At 57.5% G+C, this 18730-nt stretch carries 18 protein-coding genes; 7 read left to right on the top strand and 11 right to left on the bottom strand.

What is annotated here, in order from left to right:
• Nucleotides 1–12: 12 nt before the first annotated feature.
• Complete coding sequence (locus BLU89_RS15025; protein ID WP_074737667.1) at nucleotides 13–1536, bottom strand: DUF2125 domain-containing protein; 1524 nt, start codon at nucleotides 1534–1536, stop codon at nucleotides 13–15.
• 132 nt (nucleotides 1537–1668) lie between these two features.
• On the opposite strand from BLU89_RS15025, the gene BLU89_RS15030 reads away from it, so the two are divergent.
• From BLU89_RS15030 to BLU89_RS15040, 3 genes are read left to right on the top strand one after another with little or no spacing between them, the layout of a single operon-like run.
• Complete coding sequence (locus BLU89_RS15030; RefSeq protein ID WP_074737668.1) at nucleotides 1669–2418, top strand: SDR family oxidoreductase; 750 nt, start codon at nucleotides 1669–1671, stop codon at nucleotides 2416–2418.
• On the top strand, nucleotides 2415–3023 hold the full coding sequence (locus BLU89_RS15035) for an enoyl-CoA hydratase/isomerase family protein (protein ID WP_074737669.1): 609 nt from the start codon (nucleotides 2415–2417) through the stop codon (nucleotides 3021–3023). Before BLU89_RS15030 ends, BLU89_RS15035 begins: the two co-directional genes overlap by 4 nt.
• Nucleotides 3020–3757 carry a VOC family protein gene (locus tag BLU89_RS15040; RefSeq protein WP_074737670.1) on the top strand — a complete coding sequence of 246 codons (738 nt, stop codon included), beginning with the start codon at nucleotides 3020–3022 and terminating at the stop codon, nucleotides 3755–3757. Before BLU89_RS15035 ends, BLU89_RS15040 begins: the two co-directional genes overlap by 4 nt.
• On the opposite strand, the gene BLU89_RS15045 is transcribed toward BLU89_RS15040, so the two are convergent.
• Complete coding sequence (locus BLU89_RS15045; RefSeq protein ID WP_074737671.1) at nucleotides 3758–4054, bottom strand: HNH endonuclease; 297 nt, start codon at nucleotides 4052–4054, stop codon at nucleotides 3758–3760.
• A 44-nt stretch (nucleotides 4055–4098) separates the two neighbouring features.
• On the opposite strand from BLU89_RS15045, the gene BLU89_RS15050 reads away from it, so the two are divergent.
• A complete protein-coding gene (locus tag BLU89_RS15050; protein ID WP_074737672.1) occupies nucleotides 4099–5277 on the top strand; it encodes a TIGR03862 family flavoprotein in 1179 nt (392 codons plus the stop codon).
• 3 nt (nucleotides 5278–5280) lie between these two features.
• On the opposite strand, the gene holA is transcribed toward BLU89_RS15050, so the two are convergent.
• The 4 genes from holA to BLU89_RS15070 all read right to left on the bottom strand — a co-directional run bounded on the left by holA (nucleotide 5281) and on the right by BLU89_RS15070 (nucleotide 9894).
• The gene (holA, locus tag BLU89_RS15055) at nucleotides 5281–6309 is read right to left on the bottom strand and encodes a DNA polymerase III subunit delta (RefSeq protein ID WP_074737673.1); all 1029 of its coding nucleotides are present in this window, start codon (nucleotides 6307–6309) and stop codon (nucleotides 5281–5283) included.
• The gene (gene lptE, locus BLU89_RS15060) at nucleotides 6306–6797 is read right to left on the bottom strand and encodes an LPS assembly lipoprotein LptE (RefSeq protein ID WP_074737674.1); all 492 of its coding nucleotides are present in this window, start codon (nucleotides 6795–6797) and stop codon (nucleotides 6306–6308) included. The genes holA and lptE overlap by 4 nt, the downstream gene beginning before the upstream one ends.
• Nucleotides 6784–9336: a leucine--tRNA ligase gene (gene leuS, locus BLU89_RS15065; protein WP_074737780.1), complete on the bottom strand. Its 2553-nt coding sequence runs from the start codon at nucleotides 9334–9336 to the stop codon at nucleotides 6784–6786. Before leuS ends, lptE begins: the two co-directional genes overlap by 14 nt.
• 72 nt (nucleotides 9337–9408) lie before the next feature.
• Nucleotides 9409–9894, bottom strand: a complete 486-nt coding sequence (locus BLU89_RS15070; protein ID WP_074737675.1) for a DUF3576 domain-containing protein — start codon at nucleotides 9892–9894, stop codon at nucleotides 9409–9411.
• Nucleotides 9895–10179: 285 nt separating this feature from the next.
• Here BLU89_RS15070 and BLU89_RS15075 point away from each other — a divergent pair, with 285 nt between their 5' ends.
• Both BLU89_RS15075 and BLU89_RS15080 read left to right on the top strand, forming a co-directional pair.
• A complete protein-coding gene (locus tag BLU89_RS15075) occupies nucleotides 10180–11217 on the top strand; it encodes a porin (protein WP_074737676.1) in 1038 nt (345 codons plus the stop codon).
• Nucleotides 11218–11319: 102 nt separating this feature from the next.
• Nucleotides 11320–11979 carry a YggS family pyridoxal phosphate-dependent enzyme gene (locus BLU89_RS15080; protein WP_074737677.1) on the top strand — a complete coding sequence of 220 codons (660 nt, stop codon included), beginning with the start codon at nucleotides 11320–11322 and terminating at the stop codon, nucleotides 11977–11979.
• Here the strand turns inward: BLU89_RS15080 and BLU89_RS15085 are convergent.
• Together BLU89_RS15085 and ribA are read right to left on the bottom strand one after the other, a co-directional pair.
• Nucleotides 11963–12463, bottom strand: coding sequence for a L,D-transpeptidase family protein (locus tag BLU89_RS15085; RefSeq protein WP_074737678.1), 501 nt, complete (start codon nucleotides 12461–12463; stop codon nucleotides 11963–11965). The two genes, BLU89_RS15080 and BLU89_RS15085, sit on opposite strands and share 17 nt — an antisense overlap.
• Nucleotides 12460–13554 carry a GTP cyclohydrolase II gene (gene ribA / locus BLU89_RS15090; protein WP_074737679.1) on the bottom strand — a complete coding sequence of 365 codons (1095 nt, stop codon included), beginning with the start codon at nucleotides 13552–13554 and terminating at the stop codon, nucleotides 12460–12462. Before ribA ends, BLU89_RS15085 begins: the two co-directional genes overlap by 4 nt.
• 161 nt (nucleotides 13555–13715) lie before the next feature.
• Here ribA and BLU89_RS15095 point away from each other — a divergent pair, with 161 nt between their 5' ends.
• Nucleotides 13716–14402, top strand: coding sequence for a response regulator transcription factor (locus BLU89_RS15095; protein ID WP_074737680.1), 687 nt, complete (start codon nucleotides 13716–13718; stop codon nucleotides 14400–14402).
• A 335-nt stretch (nucleotides 14403–14737) separates the two neighbouring features.
• Here the strand turns inward: BLU89_RS15095 and BLU89_RS15100 are convergent, their stop codons facing one another.
• From BLU89_RS15100 to BLU89_RS15110, 3 genes are read right to left on the bottom strand one after another with little or no spacing between them, the layout of a single operon-like run.
• A complete protein-coding gene (locus BLU89_RS15100) occupies nucleotides 14738–16249 on the bottom strand; it encodes an AMP-binding protein (RefSeq protein WP_074737681.1) in 1512 nt (503 codons plus the stop codon).
• Complete coding sequence (gene sauS / locus BLU89_RS15105) at nucleotides 16246–17667, bottom strand: acylating sulfoacetaldehyde dehydrogenase (RefSeq protein WP_074737682.1); 1422 nt, start codon at nucleotides 17665–17667, stop codon at nucleotides 16246–16248. Before sauS ends, BLU89_RS15100 begins: the two co-directional genes overlap by 4 nt.
• Before the next feature lie 59 nt (nucleotides 17668–17726).
• Entirely contained in the window at nucleotides 17727–18686 is a 960-nt protein-coding gene (locus BLU89_RS15110) for a tripartite tricarboxylate transporter substrate binding protein (protein WP_074737683.1), read from the bottom strand.
• Between the last annotated feature and the right edge of the window lie 44 nt (nucleotides 18687–18730).

Consider the following 18730-nt stretch of genomic DNA (forward strand, 5'->3'; position numbering starts at 1 on the left):
CCAATTTGTGTATCACTTGATCCGCTGACCGTTGGCCAGGATCTGTCCGTCCTCGGTGAACTCGATTTTCGAGTTCAATGTGTCCGGTTCTTCGCCGGGAACAGCCATCAGACCCATCATCATACGGGCACCAAGCGCATCGTTTTCCGAGACAAGGCCCATGCCGATCAACTTGTCGAGCAGGGCATTGGCACCAACAAGTTTCAGATTGGCAACGCCTGATGGGGCGGGCAGGCCATCAAACTCTTCGGTATTCGAATTGTCGAACGCGAAGTCACCATCTCCGGTCAACTCGGCCCCAACCAGTGATACAAGCAATTCGTTGATCTTCAGCGAATGCAGCTCGCCCGGGGCCACATCAGATGTCTCAAGCTCTTCTACCGCTTCGGGATCCATGAAATCGACCAGAACCTTGGCTGTGCCGGTAGTGTCCAGCGCAATTGTCGCCGGATCGCGGGGCAGGGTGCCTGCGGGGTCAATCATGCTCCACAATATGTCGGACATGGTGAAATCGGTCAGGTTCATGCCGAATCCGAAGGGTTGGATTTCTTCAGAAGCCTGAACAGGGAACTCAAACTTCAGCCCAGCATTGGCCATCGCCATTTCGATCGGGAACGGTAGATCGGCGGTTGTGACCGCCAATTTTGTGCCGTTTTGCGCAAGATCGTAAACAAGCCGCTGTGCATCAATGCTGCCGGTGAAGCTGCCACCTTCGGAACTGCTGCTGAGCGAGAACGGCTCACCTTCCGAAGTACCCGCCATTTCGGTGCTGCCCGAGGCATAAGTAAAGGTGCCTGATGCGGCAAACCCGGCCTTGTAGATGTCTTGTACGTTGGACACGTCGATTCCGGGTGGAATGATCGTGTCGCCGTCAAATTTTAGGTCACCCAACTTGCCGCTGATCCGGCCCGTATCTTCGCTTTCGGGTTCGTTAAAGGCGACATCATAAGACAGGCTACTAGCGGTAAACTGCTGGGCGATATCGCGCTTTTCGCCGATCTCCATCTGGGATGAGCCCGCAATCTCATTCATCTGGACATTCAAGGCCAGCATGTCATCTGTCACGGTCTCACCGTCAAATTCCAGCGAATCCAGTGCCAGGTTCAGGCTGTTTGCGCTGTAATCGTAAGTCATGTTTTCGGGGGTGCCCGACACAACCATTTCCAGAGCATCGTGCGAGTAAATCAGATCTGCCGAGAATGTCTCATCCTCAGCCTCACCCGAAATGCTCATCGGAAAGCTGGCCGGGAAGCCGATATTAACCGTGCCATCGCCATTCTCGGTCAGCGTCATCTCGGGGATGACCATATCGAACGTGCCTTCGGTGTCAGGTATCGCCATGGCCATTGTCATGTTCGAGATGGTTGTGACACTGCCCGATACGTTCTGCTCACCGGTTACGTCATACCCCATGCCGCCCAGATAGGCCTGCCAATCGGCCCATACGTCATTGGCGGTGACATCTGCAAACACGCCTTGTGTGGCAACAGCATAAGCCAGGGCCGCACCGCAGCCACGGCGAAGGAAAACAGTCATAAGAGAACCCTTCTTGATCAATTTGCGCGCATCGTCGTGCCTGTGGCGGCCAGCGTCAAGGGGTAAGGGGTGGACCAATTCCCCATTTGCGGGGTACCAGTTAACACAATTTCAAGCGCAGGGATTCAAACGATGCATATGCAAGGGAAAACCGTACTGATCACAGGGGCCAGCCGGGGCATTGGGGCCGAAGCCGGGCGCGTTTTTGCCGCAGCCGGTGCCAATGTGGCATTGGTCGCACGTAGCCGTGATCAGATCGGCGCACTGGCCGCAGCGCTAGGTGACAATGCAATCGCGCTGGCCTGCGATGTCAGTGATTTCGCGCAGGTCGAACAGACGGTTGCCGATTGCATCGACCGATTTGGCGGTTTGGACGTGCTGATCGGAAATGCTGGCGTGATTGACCCGATCTTTCATTTGTCGAATGCAGACACTCAGGCCTGGAGCCAGGCAATCGACATCAATCTGAAAGGTATTTTTTATGGGATGCGCGCGGCCTTGCCCATCATGCGGGCCGCAGGCGGTGGGACGGTATTGACCGTCTCGTCTGGTGCAGCGTCGAATCCGGTCGAAGCCTGGAGCCACTATTGTGCATCCAAGGCTGGGGCAAAGATGTTAACAGAATGCGTTCATCTGGAAGAGGCGCATCACGGCATCCGCGCCATGGGCCTGTCGCCAGGTACCGTGGCCACCGACATGCAGCGGGTGATCAAGGCCAGCGGTATCAACCCTGTCAGCCAACTGGATTGGGACGATCACATTCCCGCAGATTGGCCCGCACGGGCGCTGATGTGGATGTGTTCAACGGATGCGGATGAGTTTCTGGGAACCGAGATATCACTGCGCAATGAAGACATCCGCAAACGGGTTGGTCTGACGTGATCGAGCTGACGCAAGATGATGGGTTGTGGACGGTCACGTTGAACAACCCAGAAAAAGCCAATGCGCTTACCTCAGCGATGCTGGGCGAACTGGTCCGCATCGCAGAAGCGGCAACCGAAGCACGCGCATTGATCCTGACCGGCGCGGGCCGGGTATTCAGCGCAGGTGCAGACCTTGAGGAAGCGCGAGCGGGTCTTGCGACCTCAAATCTGTGGGAACAACTCTCGAGTGCGATTGCCGCGTTGCCCTGCCTGACGGTGGCAGCGCTTAACGGCACATTGGCAGGTGGGGCCAACGGTATGGTTCTGGCGTGTGATTTGCGTATTGCAGTCCAGTCGGCCAAGTTCTTCTATCCGGTCATGAAGTTGGGTTTTCTGCCTCAGCCCTCTGATCCTAAGCGGATGGCTGCACTGATCGGCCCGTCCAGAACCAAGATGATCTTGATGGCCGGGCAAAAGATTTCGGCCGTAGAAGCGTACAGCTTTGGGTTGGTCGATCGGGTGGTTGAGCCTGACCAGTTGATGCCCACTGCACACGAGCTGGTGGCTGACAGCCTGTCCGCAGACCCATCGATTGCTGCAGGCATTGCCGGATTGTGCCCATGAGGATGGCTGCGCTGCAATTGCGTGTGTCGAACCCGGATGTTCTGGCGGCGTTCTATCGTGATGTGCTGGGCATGTCTGTCCGGATCGAAGGTGCCATTCGTCGTGTGGGATATCCTGGGGAGGATGCCGATCTTCTACTAGTGCCAGGTGGCGGTGGTTACCACCATGACCGCGGACAACGCTACTGGAAGATCGGTATCACGCTGCCGGATGTTGATCTTGCCGTCGAGGCCCTGCGCCAGAAGGGCACTCCGGTCAGTGATCCGGGCCAGTTTCTGGATATCGGTTATATGTGTCATCTTAACGATCCCGAAGGTTTCACGATTGAGCTTCTGCAGCATGATTTCGAAGACAATCGGGCTGACAACACTGCCAGCCCAGATGCCCCATTTGCCAAGGCCTGTATCGGCCAGATCACATTGCGCACCGGAGATATCGCCGCCGAGGATGCATTTTGCCGTTCGTTGGGCATGTCACTGCTGTCGCTGCAGGATGTCGAACCATACGGGTTTGATCTGCATTTCTATGCCTTCACACGGGATGAACCACCCAGTTCTGATCTCTGGGCCGTTGAGAATCGTGAGTGGCTTTGGAAGCGGCCCTATACCACACTGGAGTTTCAGCACATCCCCAATGCCCGGTTTGCGCCGGTACCCGATTACCTTGGCATCGAAATCGAGGGTCTGGCCGAGCCGCAAACGGATGCATTTGGCGATCCGTGGCGTCCGGCCTGATCAACGCACGCGCCGTTTGCCCGGCACTTTTGAGCGAAATCCGGGTGGGCGTTTGCGGACCCAGTTCAGGAAATTGTTAAGTCTCGGGTGGGCGCGTAACGCTTCAATGGTGTTGAAATTGCGCGCCAATTCCGCCTCGGTCAGAGTTGCGTGCACCTCTTTGTGGCAGATCTGGTGCAACAAAACGGTGGGTCCGCCCTTGCCTCCTTTGAGCTTTGGGATCAGATGGTGCAGGCTGCCAACGCCTTCGGGGATCGGGCGGTCGCAGAGCGGGCAGATCGGATCGGAATTTGCCACGAGCTAACTTCGCGCTGAAGTGTGCGCAGGGCAAGAGGAACGTAATGGCGCAAACCATGGTCATCGGGGCAGGGCCGGCGGGGCTGATGGCCGCCGAACAACTTGCTGCTGCAGGGCATGAGGTTCTTGTGGCCGAAGCCAAGTCTTCGGTCGCGCGCAAATTTTTGATGGCGGGGAAATCTGGTCTGAACCTGACCAAAGACGAATCTTTTGACACGTTTATGGGCGCTTATGGGGGTGCCGAGGATTGGTTGCACCCGATGGTCCGCGCGTTTGACGCACAGGCGGTCATGGCTTGGGCCAGTGACCTGGGGCAGGAGATGTTCACAGGCTCAACGGGTCGCGTGTTTCCGAAGGTGATGAAGGCCTCGCCCTTGTTGCGGGCCTGGCTGGCGCGGCTGGATCAGACTGGTGTTGAGATCAGGACACGATGGCGCTGGCAGGGATGGCAAGACGGGGCGCTGGTGTTTGACACCCCAGCTGGTGAGCGGCTTTTCACACCCGATGCAACGGTTCTGGCATTGGGCGGCGCCAGTTGGGCGCGGCTGGGGGCGGATGGTGCGTGGGCTCCATGGCTTGCGGATAAAGGCGTCACCTTATCCCCGTTTGAACCTGCAAATGCAGCTCTGTCGGTCGACTGGAGTCAATACATGCAACCTCATTTCGGCTCGGCTCTAAAGTCGGTGCGCTGGATGGCTGGCGCGTTGGACAGCCGAGGCGAAGCCACAATTTCCGCCAGGGGCTTAGAGGGTGGAGGTCTTTATTCACTTACTCCCGCCCTGCGTGGTGGCGATCCTCTCTTCGTGGATTTGCTGCCCGATCTGGGCGAGAAGGATTTGCTGGCGCGCCTTGCGTCGAAGAATCCCAAAACCACATTATCTCAGTGGTTAAAAAAGACGTTACACCTGCCGCCACAGAAAATTGCGCTGTTTCACGAAATGAAAAAGCGGTGCGGTTTACCTAAGTTGGATGAAGCTTGCGCAATCAAGCGGTTGCCTGTGCTCAACGCGGACCTTCGCCCGATGGATGAGGCAATCTCGACCGCTGGCGGTGTCGGGCGCGGTGCCTTGGACCGTGGCTTGATGCTGTCCGCGTTACCGGGCGTATTTTGCGCGGGTGAGATGTTGGATTGGGAAGCCCCAACAGGGGGCTATTTGTTAACTGCGTGTCTGGCAACCGGACGTTGGGCCGGGCAGTCGGCGGTCGCCTGGCTGGAACGCTAGGCTTCAACCCGACCGGGCCAGCATAGCCAGACGGATCATGGCCCGCTCTACAAGCGCCATGGCAGGTGCAGTTTGACCTGCCGAACGCAAAGACAGGTCCGTATCAGTCAACACCGTCAAAGCGGTTTGCAATTTCGGCGCCCCCCATCCTTGCGCCTGTCGCAATATCCGATCGCGTCGCTTGCCATAGACCGGGGGGCGTAGCTTACCGATTCCTTGCGCAGCGCCACCCGGATCAGAAGCGCAGGCATACAGCGTCCGGAAGTGCCGCGTGGCACCGATACACAGGCTCACCCCATTGGTGCCCTGTGCCTGCAGCCGCCGGATCAGCGGGCCGATTTCCGGCGCGCGGCCTTCGGCAATCACGTTCAGAACGTCATCCAGCGCTGCCTCGGTTGATCGTGGTGCGCAGGCCTCGATGTCTTCGATGGTCAGCTCAGCCGAGTCGCCCTGCTTGTAAAGTGACAGCTTCTCAACAGTTTGGGTAAAATCTCCGGGGCTTAGCCCCAAAGCAAGTTCGCTGAGGGCCGACATCGAATCGCGCGGGATATTCTGCAATCCGGCCTGTGTCAGGATGCGTTCAACCTCGGCGCGCGAAGGCGGGTCGTCATAAATGCCGACTGCATAGGCCGCCGGGTTCGTTTCGAAAGCCTTGCGGATTTTCGAACTGGGTTTGAGCTGCCCGGCTGTCACAATGATCTGCGCATCGCCATAGCCCCAGTCTTCGAGTGCCGCCAGGATCGCAGGCGCGGCCACATCGGTGGAGTCTTCGACAAATACCGCGCGTGGGCCGGGGAAAAAACCGACTGCCTTGACCGCATCAAGCAACAGGGCAGGATCGCTGCGCAGGTCCGCACCGGGAATGCGGGTCAGGCGCATTTCCTCTTCGGCGCCGGGACCCAGCAAAGCGGCCAATACCTGTTGACGTTTCAGGGCAACGCGCATCACGTCTGCCCCATAGATCAGCAACCCGGCCTTGTCGGTGTCCGGCTTGGCGAAGTATCCTTCGGCCTCACGCGGGCTTAACTTCATGCGGGCAGACCTGGTGTTGCGTAAAGGCGATTCACGATCTGGTCCGACAGAATGACCATCAGGCGCTCTGTTGCGTCGCGTTCGTCGGCCAGAGTCGACACGGTTGAACCTGCGGCAGAATAGCCGACGAAATCGCTGACCGACCCCGAGGCAATGATTTGCCCCGTTGCGTTCGATTTCAAGGCATAGGTGGCGCTGCCGTCTATGGTATAGCGGTTGGTCTCGTTGGCGGTGGTGATCGAGGTCCTGCGCGTGTTTGTCGAAACCTTCACATCCAGCTTATACGCATTGCCCGAGGTGGCGCTGCGGCCCAGCTGACGTTCCAGATTCTGGACGAGCAGAAAGCTCTCGACAGTATTCGGAGCCGAGACCTCAACCTTGCCATTCAGCGCCGAGCCCGATCCGCCGGGTGCATAAACGGGCTCGAACCCGCAGGCGGCAAGCGCCAGTGGCATCAACAACAGGGTTCTGCGATTAAACGACGACATTGACGATCCGTCCCGGAACAACGATCACTTTTTTAGGTGTGGCGCCAGCCAGCGCCTTTTGCACAGCTTCGGTGCTGAGCGCGATTTTTTCAACCTCTGCCTTGTCCAAATCCTTGGCAACGCTGATTTCCGCGCGGCGCTTGCCATTGATCTGGATCGGCAGGGTCACGGTGTCATCGACCAACATAGCTTCATCAGCGACTGGCCATGGTGCAGTCGCTACCAGACCTTCACCGCCCAGCATCTGCCAGAGTTCCTCAGACAAGTGCGGGGTCATGGGAGACATCAGCTGTGCCAAGGTTTTAACCGCTTCGCGCTTGGTGGCGCTGCCTGCGTTGGATTTCGCCAGTGTGTTGGTGAACGCATAGAGCTTTGCGATCGAGGCGTTGAAACCAAAGGATTCAACACCGCCGGACACGTCGTGGATCGCCTTGTGCATTTCGCGCAGCAGGCTTTCGTCTGCTGCGTTGTCCGGCACATTCGACCCGGCAATTTCGGAGGCGATACGGTGTACACGGCTTAGGTGCTTGAAAGCGGCTTCCGCGCCCGAGGCCGTCCATTCGACGTCCCGCTCGGGCGGCGAATCGGATAACACGAACCAGCGCGCTGTGTCTGCCCCAAAGGCCGAGATGATGCTGACCGGGTCCACAACGTTCTTTTTCGATTTCGACATCTTGGCCGAGGGAATGATTTCGACCTCAGTGCCGTCGGTCAGTTTGCCGTCGGTCACGTCCTCGGGCAGATGATAGACCGGTCGGCCATTGCCATCGCGTGTTTGGTAAATTTCGTGAGTCACCATGCCTTGGGTGAACAGTGCATCGAATGGTTCGATTGCCTTTATCGGCAGGTGACCAGTGATGTTCATCGCCCGCGCGAAGAAACGCGAATAGAGCAGGTGTAGAATCGCGTGCTCAATCCCGCCGATATACTGGTCGACATTCATCCAGTATTCGGCTTCGGCAAGATCGGTGGGTGTTTCGGCACGCGGCGCGGTGAAACGAGCGAAATACCAAGACGAATCGACGAATGTGTCCATCGTGTCAGTTTCGCGCTTGGCTGGTGCGCCGCAGGATGGGCATGGCGTGTCGCGCCAACTCAGGTGGCGATCCAGCGGGTTGCCGGGAATCGAGAAGTCGATGGGTCTGCCGGCGCCATCGTCATAGGGCAACTGAATCGGCAGCTTCTCTTTCTTCTCAGGCACCGTCCCGCATTTTTCGCAGTGAACCACGGGAATCGGGCAACCCCAATAACGCTGGCGGCTGAGACCCCAGTCGCGCAGGCGATACTTGGTGACCCCCTCGCCCCAGCCGGCCTTTTCAGCGAAATCGACTGTGGTATTGATAGCCTCATCACCTGTGGCTTCACTAAGGCCCGCGAAGTGATTCACCCAGCGGACCTTTTCGGTCTTCGGGGGAACGAACGCGATTTTGTCGACCGGGGTGTCATCATCCAGCGCAAAGAACGTGTCGACCACGGGCAGGCCGTATTTGCGGCAGAAGTCGAGGTCGCGCTGGTCATGTGCCGGGCAGGCGAAGATCGCGCCGGTGCCATAATCCATCAGGATGAAGTTGGCGATCCAGACCGGCAGTTCCCAATTCGGGTCCAGGGGATGCTTGACCCGAATGCCGGTATCATAGCCCAGCTTCTCGGCGGTGTCGATGGCTTCTTCGGTTGTCCCACCTTTGCGGCATTCTGCCACGAATTCAGCTACTTCTGGACTTTCGGCTTCCAGTTGTTTTGCAATCGGATGATCCGGCGAGATACCGACGAAAGACGCACCCAGCAGTGTGTCGGGGCGTGTCGTATAGACGGTGATCGGCTCTCCACCATCGGTACGTTCGAATCCGAATTGCAAACCGCGCGACTTGCCGATCCAGTTTTCCTGCATCAGCCGAACTTTGGCGGGCCAGTTGTCCAATGTGTCCAGCGCGTCGAGCAATTCTTCGGAATAATCCGAGATTTTGAAGAACCATTGAGTCAGTTCGCGTCGTTCGACCAGTGCACCCGAGCGCCAGCCCCGCCCGTTTTCCACCTGCTCATTGGCCAGAACAGTCATGTCGACCGGGTCCCAATTCACCACGGCGTTCTTGCGGTAAACCAGCCCGGCCTCGAGCATATCGAGGAACAAAGCCTGTTGCTGGCCGTAATACTCCGGGTCGCATGTTGCAAATTCACGCGACCAATCGATCGACAGCCCCAAGGGCTTCATCTGTCCGCGCATGTCAGCGATGTTGCCATAGGTCCAGTCTTTGGGGTGGCCACCAATGGCCATCGCGGCATTTTCCGCCGGCATACCGAATGCGTCCCAGCCCATCGGGTGCAGCACGTTGTGCCCCGTCGCCAGCTTGTGCCGTGCGATCACATCACCCATCGTATAGTTACGCACATGCCCCATGTGGATTCGCCCGGAAGGGTAGGGGAACATCTCAAGCACATAGTATTTCGGCTTGTCCGCCTTGTGGTTGGCAGTGAAGATTCCGGCCTTGTCCCAGGCCTCTTGCCATTTTGCTTCGATTTCGGTGGCCGAGTAGCGAGACATCGTGCGGTCCTTCGTAAATGAAAACGCCGGGTAGGAACCCGGCGTGGTCATAATGTGATTTTCGGCAGGTTGCTAGAACTTGTTGTCCGCAATGCGCAGCTGACGCGCTCTGGACAGGATCGCGTCCTCGACCGCACGTGTGGTTGCCGCGCTGACCGGAGACCCACCGCTGGTCTGAAGCGCAACAGAGAGCGAACGTGCCTCCAGCGCGGGATCACTGATATGTACCGTCGCCCGATAAGACCGCCCGCCACCCGGAGGTGTACCGTAACCCGTTATGATAACGCCGGTGAACGGATCAACCTCCTGTATGGGTAGGAAGTTGAGAACATCCAGCGAGGCAGACCACAAATAGCGATTCACCTGAGTGACCTGTTCCGAGCTGTTCGGACCGAACACATCCCAGATCGTCGAACGATTCGGGTCGCTCAGTTCGCGCTCTTCGGTGTTGCCCCTGACGAGATTGGGATTACTCGTCGTAGAAGTGCTCCGATTCTGCCCGCACGCAGAAAGTGTTGCGGTCAGTATGATCAAACCCAAAAACGTCGGCAGGCGCATTGTAAGCAGGTCCTGTTTCACTGGTTGTGCATCGTTGAGGCATACTCCTAGCCAAGGACCCTTTCTGCAACAACCCTATTCTTTTGAAATGTAGGTACCCTTTGCGTCAGGGGGGGCAGAAAGTGACTGTGGCATCCTTGCACCAATCTGATCCGAATGACGCCTTTTCATTTATGCCGAGCTTGCGCCGAGGGGGCAAAAAGAGCGAAACGATGACCGTGCTGAGACATATGCCTTGGTATGTGTCGAGTAGATAACTCTTTTTTTGAAACCGAGGGAAACAAGATGAAAAAAGTTCTCTTCGCAACGACGGCGCTGATCGCGACCGCAGGCGTTGCAGCCGAAGCAGCTGAAGTGAATTTCAGCGGTTACGGTCGTTTTGGTATTGGCTACGTTGAAGACCGCACCGGTGACGTTGACACCGTTGCAGTCGTCACCGACGCCGACGTTACTGCTGAAACCGCGGAAGGCGTCGACACCGACGACACCATCCTGGTTTCGCGTTTCCGTCTGAACATCGACGGCATCGTTGAAACCGACGGTGGCGTTCGCTTCGAAGGCCGTGTTCGTCTGCAGGCAGACGAAGATGCCGGCAACGGCGAAGCAAATTCAGCTGGTCTGAACGGCGCTCGCTTCTCTGTCATTTACGGTGGTCTGCGTGTAGACGCGGGCAACGTGGCGGGTGCGTTTGACAACGGCATCAACTACTACGGTACAGAAGTTGGTCTGGAACTGTTTGCTGGTCAGTACTCTGGTGTTGACTATAGCTTCCTGGGCTATTCCAGCACGGGTTCCGGTGCTAACGCCGTGTACGTAAACTACTCGGTTGGTGATTTCTCGTTCGGCGCGTCTTACGACCAGCGTACGTTCGCAGAAACCGCTGCTGACGGTTCGGATACCGTTGATGCAGACCGTTGGGATATCGGCGCTGCCTATACCTTCAACAACTTCTCTGCAGAAATCATCTACGGTCAGACCAAATCGGTTGGCGATCTGGACAAGCAGAGCCTGACCGTTCTGGCCCTGGGCGCAGAATTCGGTGACTTCTCGGGTACTCTGTTCGTAGCGGACGATGACGTTGCTGCAGAATCTCGCAACGGTACCGCATACGGTCTGTCGGCTGCGTACAACCTGGGTACAGCGACTACCCTGCAGTTCGTATACGGCGACGGTTCGGCTGACGATGACCTTCGTCAGATCGCTGTTGGCGCCATCTACGACCTGGGCGGCGGTGCATCGCTGCGCGGTGGTATCGGCACCAACAAGCGCGGCGACGGCGAGAGCGTCACCCAAGCTGACTTCGGTGCTCAGTTCAACTTCTAAGTTGATCTGAACCGCAAGGTTTAAGGGCAGGTCTTCGGGCCTGCCCTTTTCTTTTGTGCCAACATGGTGTTTTGCTGCGGCAAACGCAGAATGAGGGACCCCATGTCGCTGCAAGATATCACCGACCGTATCACCAAAGCTGAATCCGCAGCCGGACGAGCCGAAGGATCGGTGCAATTGATTGCGGTGTCCAAGGTGCAACCCAACGATCGGGTCGAGGCCGTGCTGGAGCAGGGCCACAGGTGTTTCGGGGAAAACCGGGTGCAGGAAGCCGCTGGAAAGTGGCCCACCTTCCGAGAGCGCTTTCCGGACGTAGCCCTGCATCTGATAGGTCCATTGCAAACCAACAAGGCCCGGCAGGCGATCGAACTTTGCGATGCCATCCATTCAGTCGACCGGCCAAAATTGGCCAAGTCACTGGCGAGATTAGCGCAAGAGATGGGCACCTGTCCCGAGTTGTTCATTCAGATTAATACCGGTGAAGAGGATCAGAAGGCTGGTGTTTTTCCGGCGGATGCAGACACGTTCATAGCCGAGTGTCGCGGCCTCGATCTGCCGGTCCGGGGTTTGATGTGCATACCTCCGGTCGATGAGGAACCCGCATTGCATTTTGCGCTTCTGGCAAGAATTGCTGAGCGGAACGGGTTGGACGGGCTGTCGATGGGAATGAGCGGCGATTTCGAATCTGCCATTACGTTGGGCGCGACCCACGTCCGCGTTGGTTCTGCCATTTTTGGGGCGCGTGTCAGACCGCAGGAATGATCAGCCGTGTACCCGGCACAGCCTGCTGGGCAATCCACCGCAGATGGTCGCGCCGGAAGGCTATGCAGCCTTCGGTCGGATAACGTGGCCGCCGCCATTGATGCAGGAAAATGGCCGACCCTCTGCCTGGGGTTGCGTCGGGATAATTCCAGTCGGTTATCAGTATCAGATCGTATAGCGGATCAGCGCGACGCAAACTTTCATGGCTGTACCTATGGGGCGCGCGAACCAGATGGTTGTAGGCAACGTCTTTAACGTCGTCCGACCAGAAATCACGCGGCCCGATCGGCCGTGCCCAAGGCGCCGGACATGGCATTCGATCAGCACGAAAAAGCAGTCCCACGATGGTATGCACACCCGCCGGCGTCGCCCCGTCGCCTTCCTTCTTGCTCAGACTCACCCCTCCCTTGCCTATGGAACAAGGAAACACATGCCCCTGAAACCGAACACCATGCGGCGTCAGAACCAGATCGTTTGGGGTCACAGCAAATGGCCTGATTTTGCTGCTTTGGTCGCCAGATATGCGCGGTTGAAGTCGGTCTCGCCCACCTTCAACGGAACGCGTTCAGAAACGGCGATACCAGCTCGTTCCATCATCGCGATCTTTGCAGGATTGTTAGTCAGCAGACGCACTGAACTGAATCCCAGAGATTTCAGGATGTCCGAGCCGAGCCGAAAATCCCGTTCATCATCTTCGAACCCAAGCCGGTGATTGGCCTCGACAGTGTCAAAACCCTGATCCTGCAGGAAATAGGCCCGCATCTTATTGGCCAGCCCGATCCCGCGTCCTTCCTGATTCAGATAGAGCAGAACACCTGCGCCCTCGGCCCCCATCTGGGTGAGGGCTCCGCGCAGCTGAGGGCCGCAGTCACATTTCAGACTGCCCATTAGGTCGCCGGTGAAACAGGCTGAATGCAGCCGGGCAAGCACGGGTTTGTCACGATCAGGGCGGCCGATTTCGACGGCATAGTGCTCCTCTCCGCCGTCTTCGGGGCGGAATACATGCAGCCGACCGGCCTCGGACACCTCCATCGGCAGGCGCGCGGCGACGACCGGGTGCAGGGTGCTGCGATCAGTCAGATGAGGTGCCGCACGCGTATGGTCGATACAGGTCAGGCCATGTGTCGCGGCGAACGCGCGACCGTTTTCGATGGGGATCACCACAGCCGCAGGCAGCAGATGTGCCGATTTGGCCAGAGCAATTGCGATCCGGTGCAGATTTGCGCTCCCTTGCCGCTGTGTCATCAGCGGCCCTTTCATGGGTGCGTTCAAGTCATCAGATGGATCAGCTACAGCCTGAACCCAGCTGAGCCCTGCATCGGCCGGAATTACAACCCGAGCCAGATCGCCATCATAGACGCGCGCTTTCAGCGTTTCGGCGCGTCGAACGGTGATGGCCACAACGGGTTCGCCGCCCAAGGCGCGCAGATCGGCCAATCTTTGCGGGCTGAGTGTTTCCGAAGCCAGGGCCAATACATTGAACCCCAGGTCATCCGTCAGAGCCACCGGGACGCCCATACGAAGATCAGCCCGCGCTCGCGCCAGCAATTCGGTGATGTCAGGAGTGAGACTCATGCATGTTACCCTGTAACGATCAGACCTTTTCCTACCCCGATCAGTGGGAAATGTGAAACAATTCCTATGCGTCAGACACGAGGGCGTGAGACCAGTGCAGTAAATCTTGCTGATTGCATTCTTCGTACGCAAGTGATGGAAAAGGCTTAGGAGGACCGGACATGGCTCAGCTCAAGAAAATCCTGCTGGTGGATGATGACGAAGACCTGCGCGAGGCGCTCAGTGAGCAACTTGTGATGACCGAAGACTTCGACGTGTTCGAAGCGTTCGACGGCGCATCCGCGATGGAGCGTGCGCGCGAGGCGATCTACGATCTGGTCATTCTGGACGTCGGCCTGCCCGACACGGACGGGCGCGAGCTGTGCCGCCTGATGCGCAAACAGGGTGTCAAAAGCCCGGTTCTGATGCTGACCGGACATGACAGCGATGCCGATACCATCTTGGGTCTGGATGCCGGTGCGAATGACTATGTTAGCAAGCCTTTCAAATTCCCTGTCCTTCTGGCCCGTATTCGGGCCCAGTTGCGCCAGCACGAGCAATCCGAGGATGCGGTATTTGTTCTGGGGCCCTACACGTTCAAGCCCGCGATGAAGATGCTGATGACTGAGGATGACCGCAAGATCCGCCTGACTGAGAAAGAAACGAACATTCTCAAGTTCCTCTATCGATCAACAGACGGAGTTGTTGCACGTGATGTCCTGTTGCACGAGGTCTGGGGCTACAATGCCGGTGTCACGACGCACACGCTTGAAACCCATATCTATCGCCTGCGCCAGAAGATCGAACCCGATCCCTCGAATGCGCGCCTTTTGGTCACAGAATCGGGCGGATATCGCCTTGTTGCTTGACTAATGGTGGATTGACTTGGATCAAAGTGATACTCTTGAGGTATCTTTAGACTACTCCCAACCCGCGCATGTCCGGGTTATGACATGCACCTCCCTGTTGGACTGCCGGGCCTGATGGCCCGGCTTTTTTTTTGAGGAACGATAGGTGATAGATGTCAGCTTTGAGCCCAGAGCGACAGATGCTGCACTAGGCATGAGCGACCGCGAAGCGCAGATTGCTGACATTGGCGTTGGTCAGGACGGTCCCTAGCTGCCATTTGACCACATCGTCGGTGCTGCAGTGCAACTTCGCCAACGCGGACATTGGACTTTCTGGCAAACAGTGTCGTGGATGTTCAGATAGGTGAGTTACCAGCCTTCTCGTTAACGATCTCGAGTATCCTGTTTCTTTGGATTTTCCCTGACGGCCCCTTAGGAAGATCAAGCAAGATATGGACTTCATCGGGCGATTTGAAACGACCTAATTGGGCTTCGCAAATCTTGGACAGCTCCATGGGCGTCAATTTCGAACCTTCGCGAATTTTTACCGCTGCCTCGACGGTTTCGCCGTAGCTGTGACAGGGGCGGGCAAATGCCGCTGCTTCCACAACATCGGGGTGAGAGTAAAGCGCCTCGTCGATCTCGCGCGGGGCGATGTTTTCGCCGCCTTTGATGATCAATTCTTTCAGCCGACCGGTGACATATACATAACCGTCCTCATCCATGCGGGCGAGATCACCGGTGCGCAACCAGCCATCGTCGGTAAACGTATCTGTCGTTGCTTCAGGGTTTTTTAGGTATTCCAACATGACGTTTGGTCCGCGTATTACCAATTCGCCTTCCGTTTCGCGTGATACCGGCTGACAATGTGCGTCGAAGATTGCCGCCTCGTTGCCGAAAGCAATACCCGGGGAGCCAATTTTGCGAATACCGGGTGGCAATGGGTTGGACAATATTTGTGCTGCGGTCTCCGTAAGCCCCATGGTCTCAATGATCGGGATTTGGAACCGGTCTTCGAACGCGCGTTGCACGTCGGGTGCCAGTGCAGAAGATGCAGAACGCCCGAAACGCACCCGCTGGCGGGTTTGGGCATCCGGCTTGGTGTCAGAGTGCAGCAGGTGAGAAATAATGGTGGGCACGACTGAAAACCAGGTCGCCTCGACTTTACTCAGATTGTTCCAGAATCGGCTGACCGAAAACCGGTCACACATGGCCAATGACCCGCCTGACACAAGTGTTCCCATGACTGTCACGCACAGCCCGTTGATGTGGTAGATCGGCAAAACGCAAAACCCGCGATCAGCCTCGGACAGCTTGTGCGCTATTGTAGTCGTCCAGCCCCCGGCCAACAGGCTGGAATGCGTGTGGACCACGCCCTTGGGGCGTCCGGTCGTGCCGGACGTATACATCAACAGCGCATGATTATCGGAAGAGATGCTATGCAAATTGCCGTCGATGTTGGTGGCATCTGCCGCATGCAGCGGTGTTATCCTGGCAGGATCGGCTGTTCGTTCGAATAATTCCGTTTGTCTGGGGTGTACAAAGCTATAGCGTGCACCACTGTGTTCCAGCGCGTAGGCTACGGCGTTGTCACCCGCGACAAGGTTAATCATCGTGGCCCGAAATCCTCCGTAGAGAACGCCGAAAAGGACCTCCAGCGCTTCACGGCAATTGGGGTAGAGGATGGCGACACTTTCGCCTTTTGCCACACCCAAATCCGTTAGCATGACTGCGATGCGGTGGGCTGTTTCGCGCAAGTCACCCCAGCTCAGGTCCGGTGCCCCGTCAGGGAAAACGAAACCGGTTCCTCCCTGACTTGCCCTTTGGTTCAGCCAGTCGCGGACGGTCCCTTTGGGCGGTTCCATCATTGCCCGGCCTCCGACCAGTAGCTGCCGAATACTTCGTCCAGCCCAGGTTCGCGCGGCGATGTTTCACGCACGATTTTGGTGGTTTGGACGAAATGCCGCCAATGCAGGTTGGTGTCGATGGAATTCCCCCCCCAGCTGCCGCAGCCCATCGACAGGGAAAAGGGCAATCCGTTGGTAAAGCTGCCGCCAGTGGCAAAAGTATGCGCCTGATTTACGATGACCCGGCAGGTGGGCAGGTCACGACCCAACCCAACCGCACGCGAGTCGTCTTCGGTATGTATGCCAACTGAATGCCCCGCCCCCTGATGCGCCAAAATACGGGCGGCGGTGGCCTTGGCGTCTTCGAAATCTGCAGCGCGAAAGAGTGCTAGAACTCGGCTGAGTTTTTCCCCGGACAAAGGATGATCCGGGCCTATTCCGTCCGTTTCCACGGCCAGAAACTTGGTGCCGTCGGGTACTTTACCCGCCATCCCCAAAGCTTCGAGCATCTTGTCGGCATCTTGCGCAATAACTGAACGGTTGAGGTGACCGTCGGGCCAGAGCCGCGCGATGATGTCACTTGCACCGGAAGACGGCACCAATGCACCGCCCTCTGTAGCCATCGCTGCGACAAAGGCGTCATAGACCGCGTCCAGCACAACCACCGAATTCTCAGAGGAGCACGAAGTTGCGTTGTCAAAGGATTTTGAGGCGGCGATCTTGGCAGCGGCCGCTTGCAGATCAGCGGTCTCATCCACAATCACCGTAACGTTGCCCGCACCAACGGCAACCGCAGGGGTGCCACAAGATTGCGCGCGGTGAACATTGTTTTGACTGCCAGTGCAGATCACCCGATCAACTGTTTCCATCAGCCGCTGTGTCTTGGCCTTTGAACCGGGGGCCGGGATCATCTGAACCAGATCGCGATACAAACCCAGTTTGTCGAATTCTGTGTGAATGAACCCAATCAGCATCTCGCAGGATGCCACGCCCTTGGGGGAGGGCGCCACCACGATGGCGTTGCCGCCCTTTAGCGCATTGATGATGTTGTTCGCGGGCGTTGCAGCCGGGTTGGTCGACGGCACAACCGCGCCGATCACGCCGATGGGACGCGCTATTTCTGAAATGCCGGTTAATGGGTCATCGCTGATGATGCCGTAGGTCTTCGCATCTGCGATATCGCGCAACAGGCCAAGGGTCTTGCGGTGGTTCTTGGTAATCTTGTCGGGCACGTTGCCCAGGCCGGTGGTCTCAACCGCCATTTCTGCCAGTGCCCGATTGCGCGCCGGTTCCATGATGGCCCATCCCGCTGCAAGTGCTGCTTTGTCATAAAGCGCCTGACTGCCATCAGCTTCGAAAGCCGCCTGAGCTTTACGCGCACGTGCTACGATACGATCTAATTCAGCAATTTCAGGGGAAACCCCATCTTGAGCGTTCATCTTGGTCCTCGATTGTTTGATTGGGGCGGGCTTTCCCCGCCCCGTAAGGAACGACCGGATCAGAGACCGGCAAGCAATTCGTTCAGAGTCTGCTGGCGTTGCGCCCACATCTCGATCACTTCGTCGCGTGTCATGATGTGCATGGGCGATCCACCTGCTTCCATCTTCTTGGAGACACGTGAATTTGCGAACATCTCGGGCACAGTGGCGGCCAGTTTCTCGATCACCTCAGGCGGCGTTCCCTTGGGCACCATCACACCCCGGAAGTTGACAGACGAGTTATCCACTTCCAGTCCCTGTTCCATCATCGTTGGCACGCCCGGCAGGAAAGCGCTGCGCTCCAAGTCTGCCACACCAAGGATTTTGACGTTGCCCGCCTCTTGTGCGCGGAACGCATCGGACAGATTGTTGATACCGCCCATGACTTCACCGGCGATCACCGCTTTCATGGCCGCCGCTCCGCCGCCTTTGGTCGGGATATATGCCATCTTTGTTCCCGCGGCCTTGTCGATCTGCAGGGCAGCGATGTGGTGGCCAACAAAAAGTCCGGCGCCGGATACGGTCAGCTTGCCGGGATTTTCCTTGGCATAGGCGACGACATCCTCCATCGAGTTGAATTCACTGTCGGCGCCAACCACAAACACAGCCGGATCTGCGCCCCAGTTTGCGATGGGCTCAAAGCTATCGGTCGAATACTCCACACCACCCTTGATCGATTGGGCGATGAAATGCGGGACATTATAGGCTGCCAGCGTATAGCCGTCTGGATCAGCCTGTGTGGCGAACCAGTTCCAGCCTACGCGCCCACCGGCACCAGGCTTGTTGATGATGGCGATGGGCATACCCAACGCATCCTCATTCCCGGCGGTCATGGTGACGATCCGCGCCTGAAAATCAGTCGCGCCACCCGCACCGTAGCTAACCATCATCATAAGCGGCCGTTCCGGATATTCCTCAGGCACAGCTGCGCCGGTCAGGCTCATAAGGGCTAATGCTGCCCCAGCAATCACTCGTTTCATTTGCGTTTCCTCCCAGATTAGGTTCCGCCACGTCACTCGCGTGG

The organism is Ruegeria halocynthiae (genome assembly GCF_900106805.1).
GTDB lineage: Bacteria > Pseudomonadota > Alphaproteobacteria > Rhodobacterales > Rhodobacteraceae > Ruegeria > Ruegeria halocynthiae.

Excerpts from the sequence above, each read along its gene's own strand:
- BLU89_RS15025 (WP_074737667.1), bottom strand. The coding sequence starts at position 1,536 with ATGACTGTTTTCCTTCGCCGTGGCTGCGGTGCGGCCCTGGCTTATGCT.
- BLU89_RS15030 (WP_074737668.1), top strand. The coding sequence starts at position 1,669 with ATGCATATGCAAGGGAAAACCGTACTGATCACAGGGGCCAGCCGGGGC.
- BLU89_RS15040 (WP_074737670.1), top strand. The coding sequence starts at position 3,020 with ATGAGGATGGCTGCGCTGCAATTGCGTGTGTCGAACCCGGATGTTCTG.
- BLU89_RS15050 (WP_074737672.1), top strand. The coding sequence starts at position 4,099 with ATGGCGCAAACCATGGTCATCGGGGCAGGGCCGGCGGGGCTGATGGCC.
- holA (WP_074737673.1), bottom strand. The coding sequence starts at position 6,309 with ATGAAGTTAAGCCCGCGTGAGGCCGAAGGATACTTCGCCAAGCCGGAC.
- lptE (WP_074737674.1), bottom strand. The coding sequence starts at position 6,797 with ATGTCGTCGTTTAATCGCAGAACCCTGTTGTTGATGCCACTGGCGCTT.
- leuS (WP_074737780.1), bottom strand. The coding sequence starts at position 9,336 with ATGTCTCGCTACTCGGCCACCGAAATCGAAGCAAAATGGCAAGAGGCC.
- BLU89_RS15070 (WP_074737675.1), bottom strand. The coding sequence starts at position 9,894 with ATGCGCCTGCCGACGTTTTTGGGTTTGATCATACTGACCGCAACACTT.
- BLU89_RS15075 (WP_074737676.1), top strand. The coding sequence starts at position 10,180 with ATGAAAAAAGTTCTCTTCGCAACGACGGCGCTGATCGCGACCGCAGGC.
- BLU89_RS15080 (WP_074737677.1), top strand. The coding sequence starts at position 11,320 with ATGTCGCTGCAAGATATCACCGACCGTATCACCAAAGCTGAATCCGCA.
- ribA (WP_074737679.1), bottom strand. The coding sequence starts at position 13,554 with ATGAGTCTCACTCCTGACATCACCGAATTGCTGGCGCGAGCGCGGGCT.
- BLU89_RS15095 (WP_074737680.1), top strand. The coding sequence starts at position 13,716 with ATGGCTCAGCTCAAGAAAATCCTGCTGGTGGATGATGACGAAGACCTG.
- BLU89_RS15100 (WP_074737681.1), bottom strand. The coding sequence starts at position 16,249 with ATGATGGAACCGCCCAAAGGGACCGTCCGCGACTGGCTGAACCAAAGG.
- sauS (WP_074737682.1), bottom strand. The coding sequence starts at position 17,667 with ATGAACGCTCAAGATGGGGTTTCCCCTGAAATTGCTGAATTAGATCGT.
- BLU89_RS15110 (WP_074737683.1), bottom strand. The coding sequence starts at position 18,686 with ATGAAACGAGTGATTGCTGGGGCAGCATTAGCCCTTATGAGCCTGACC.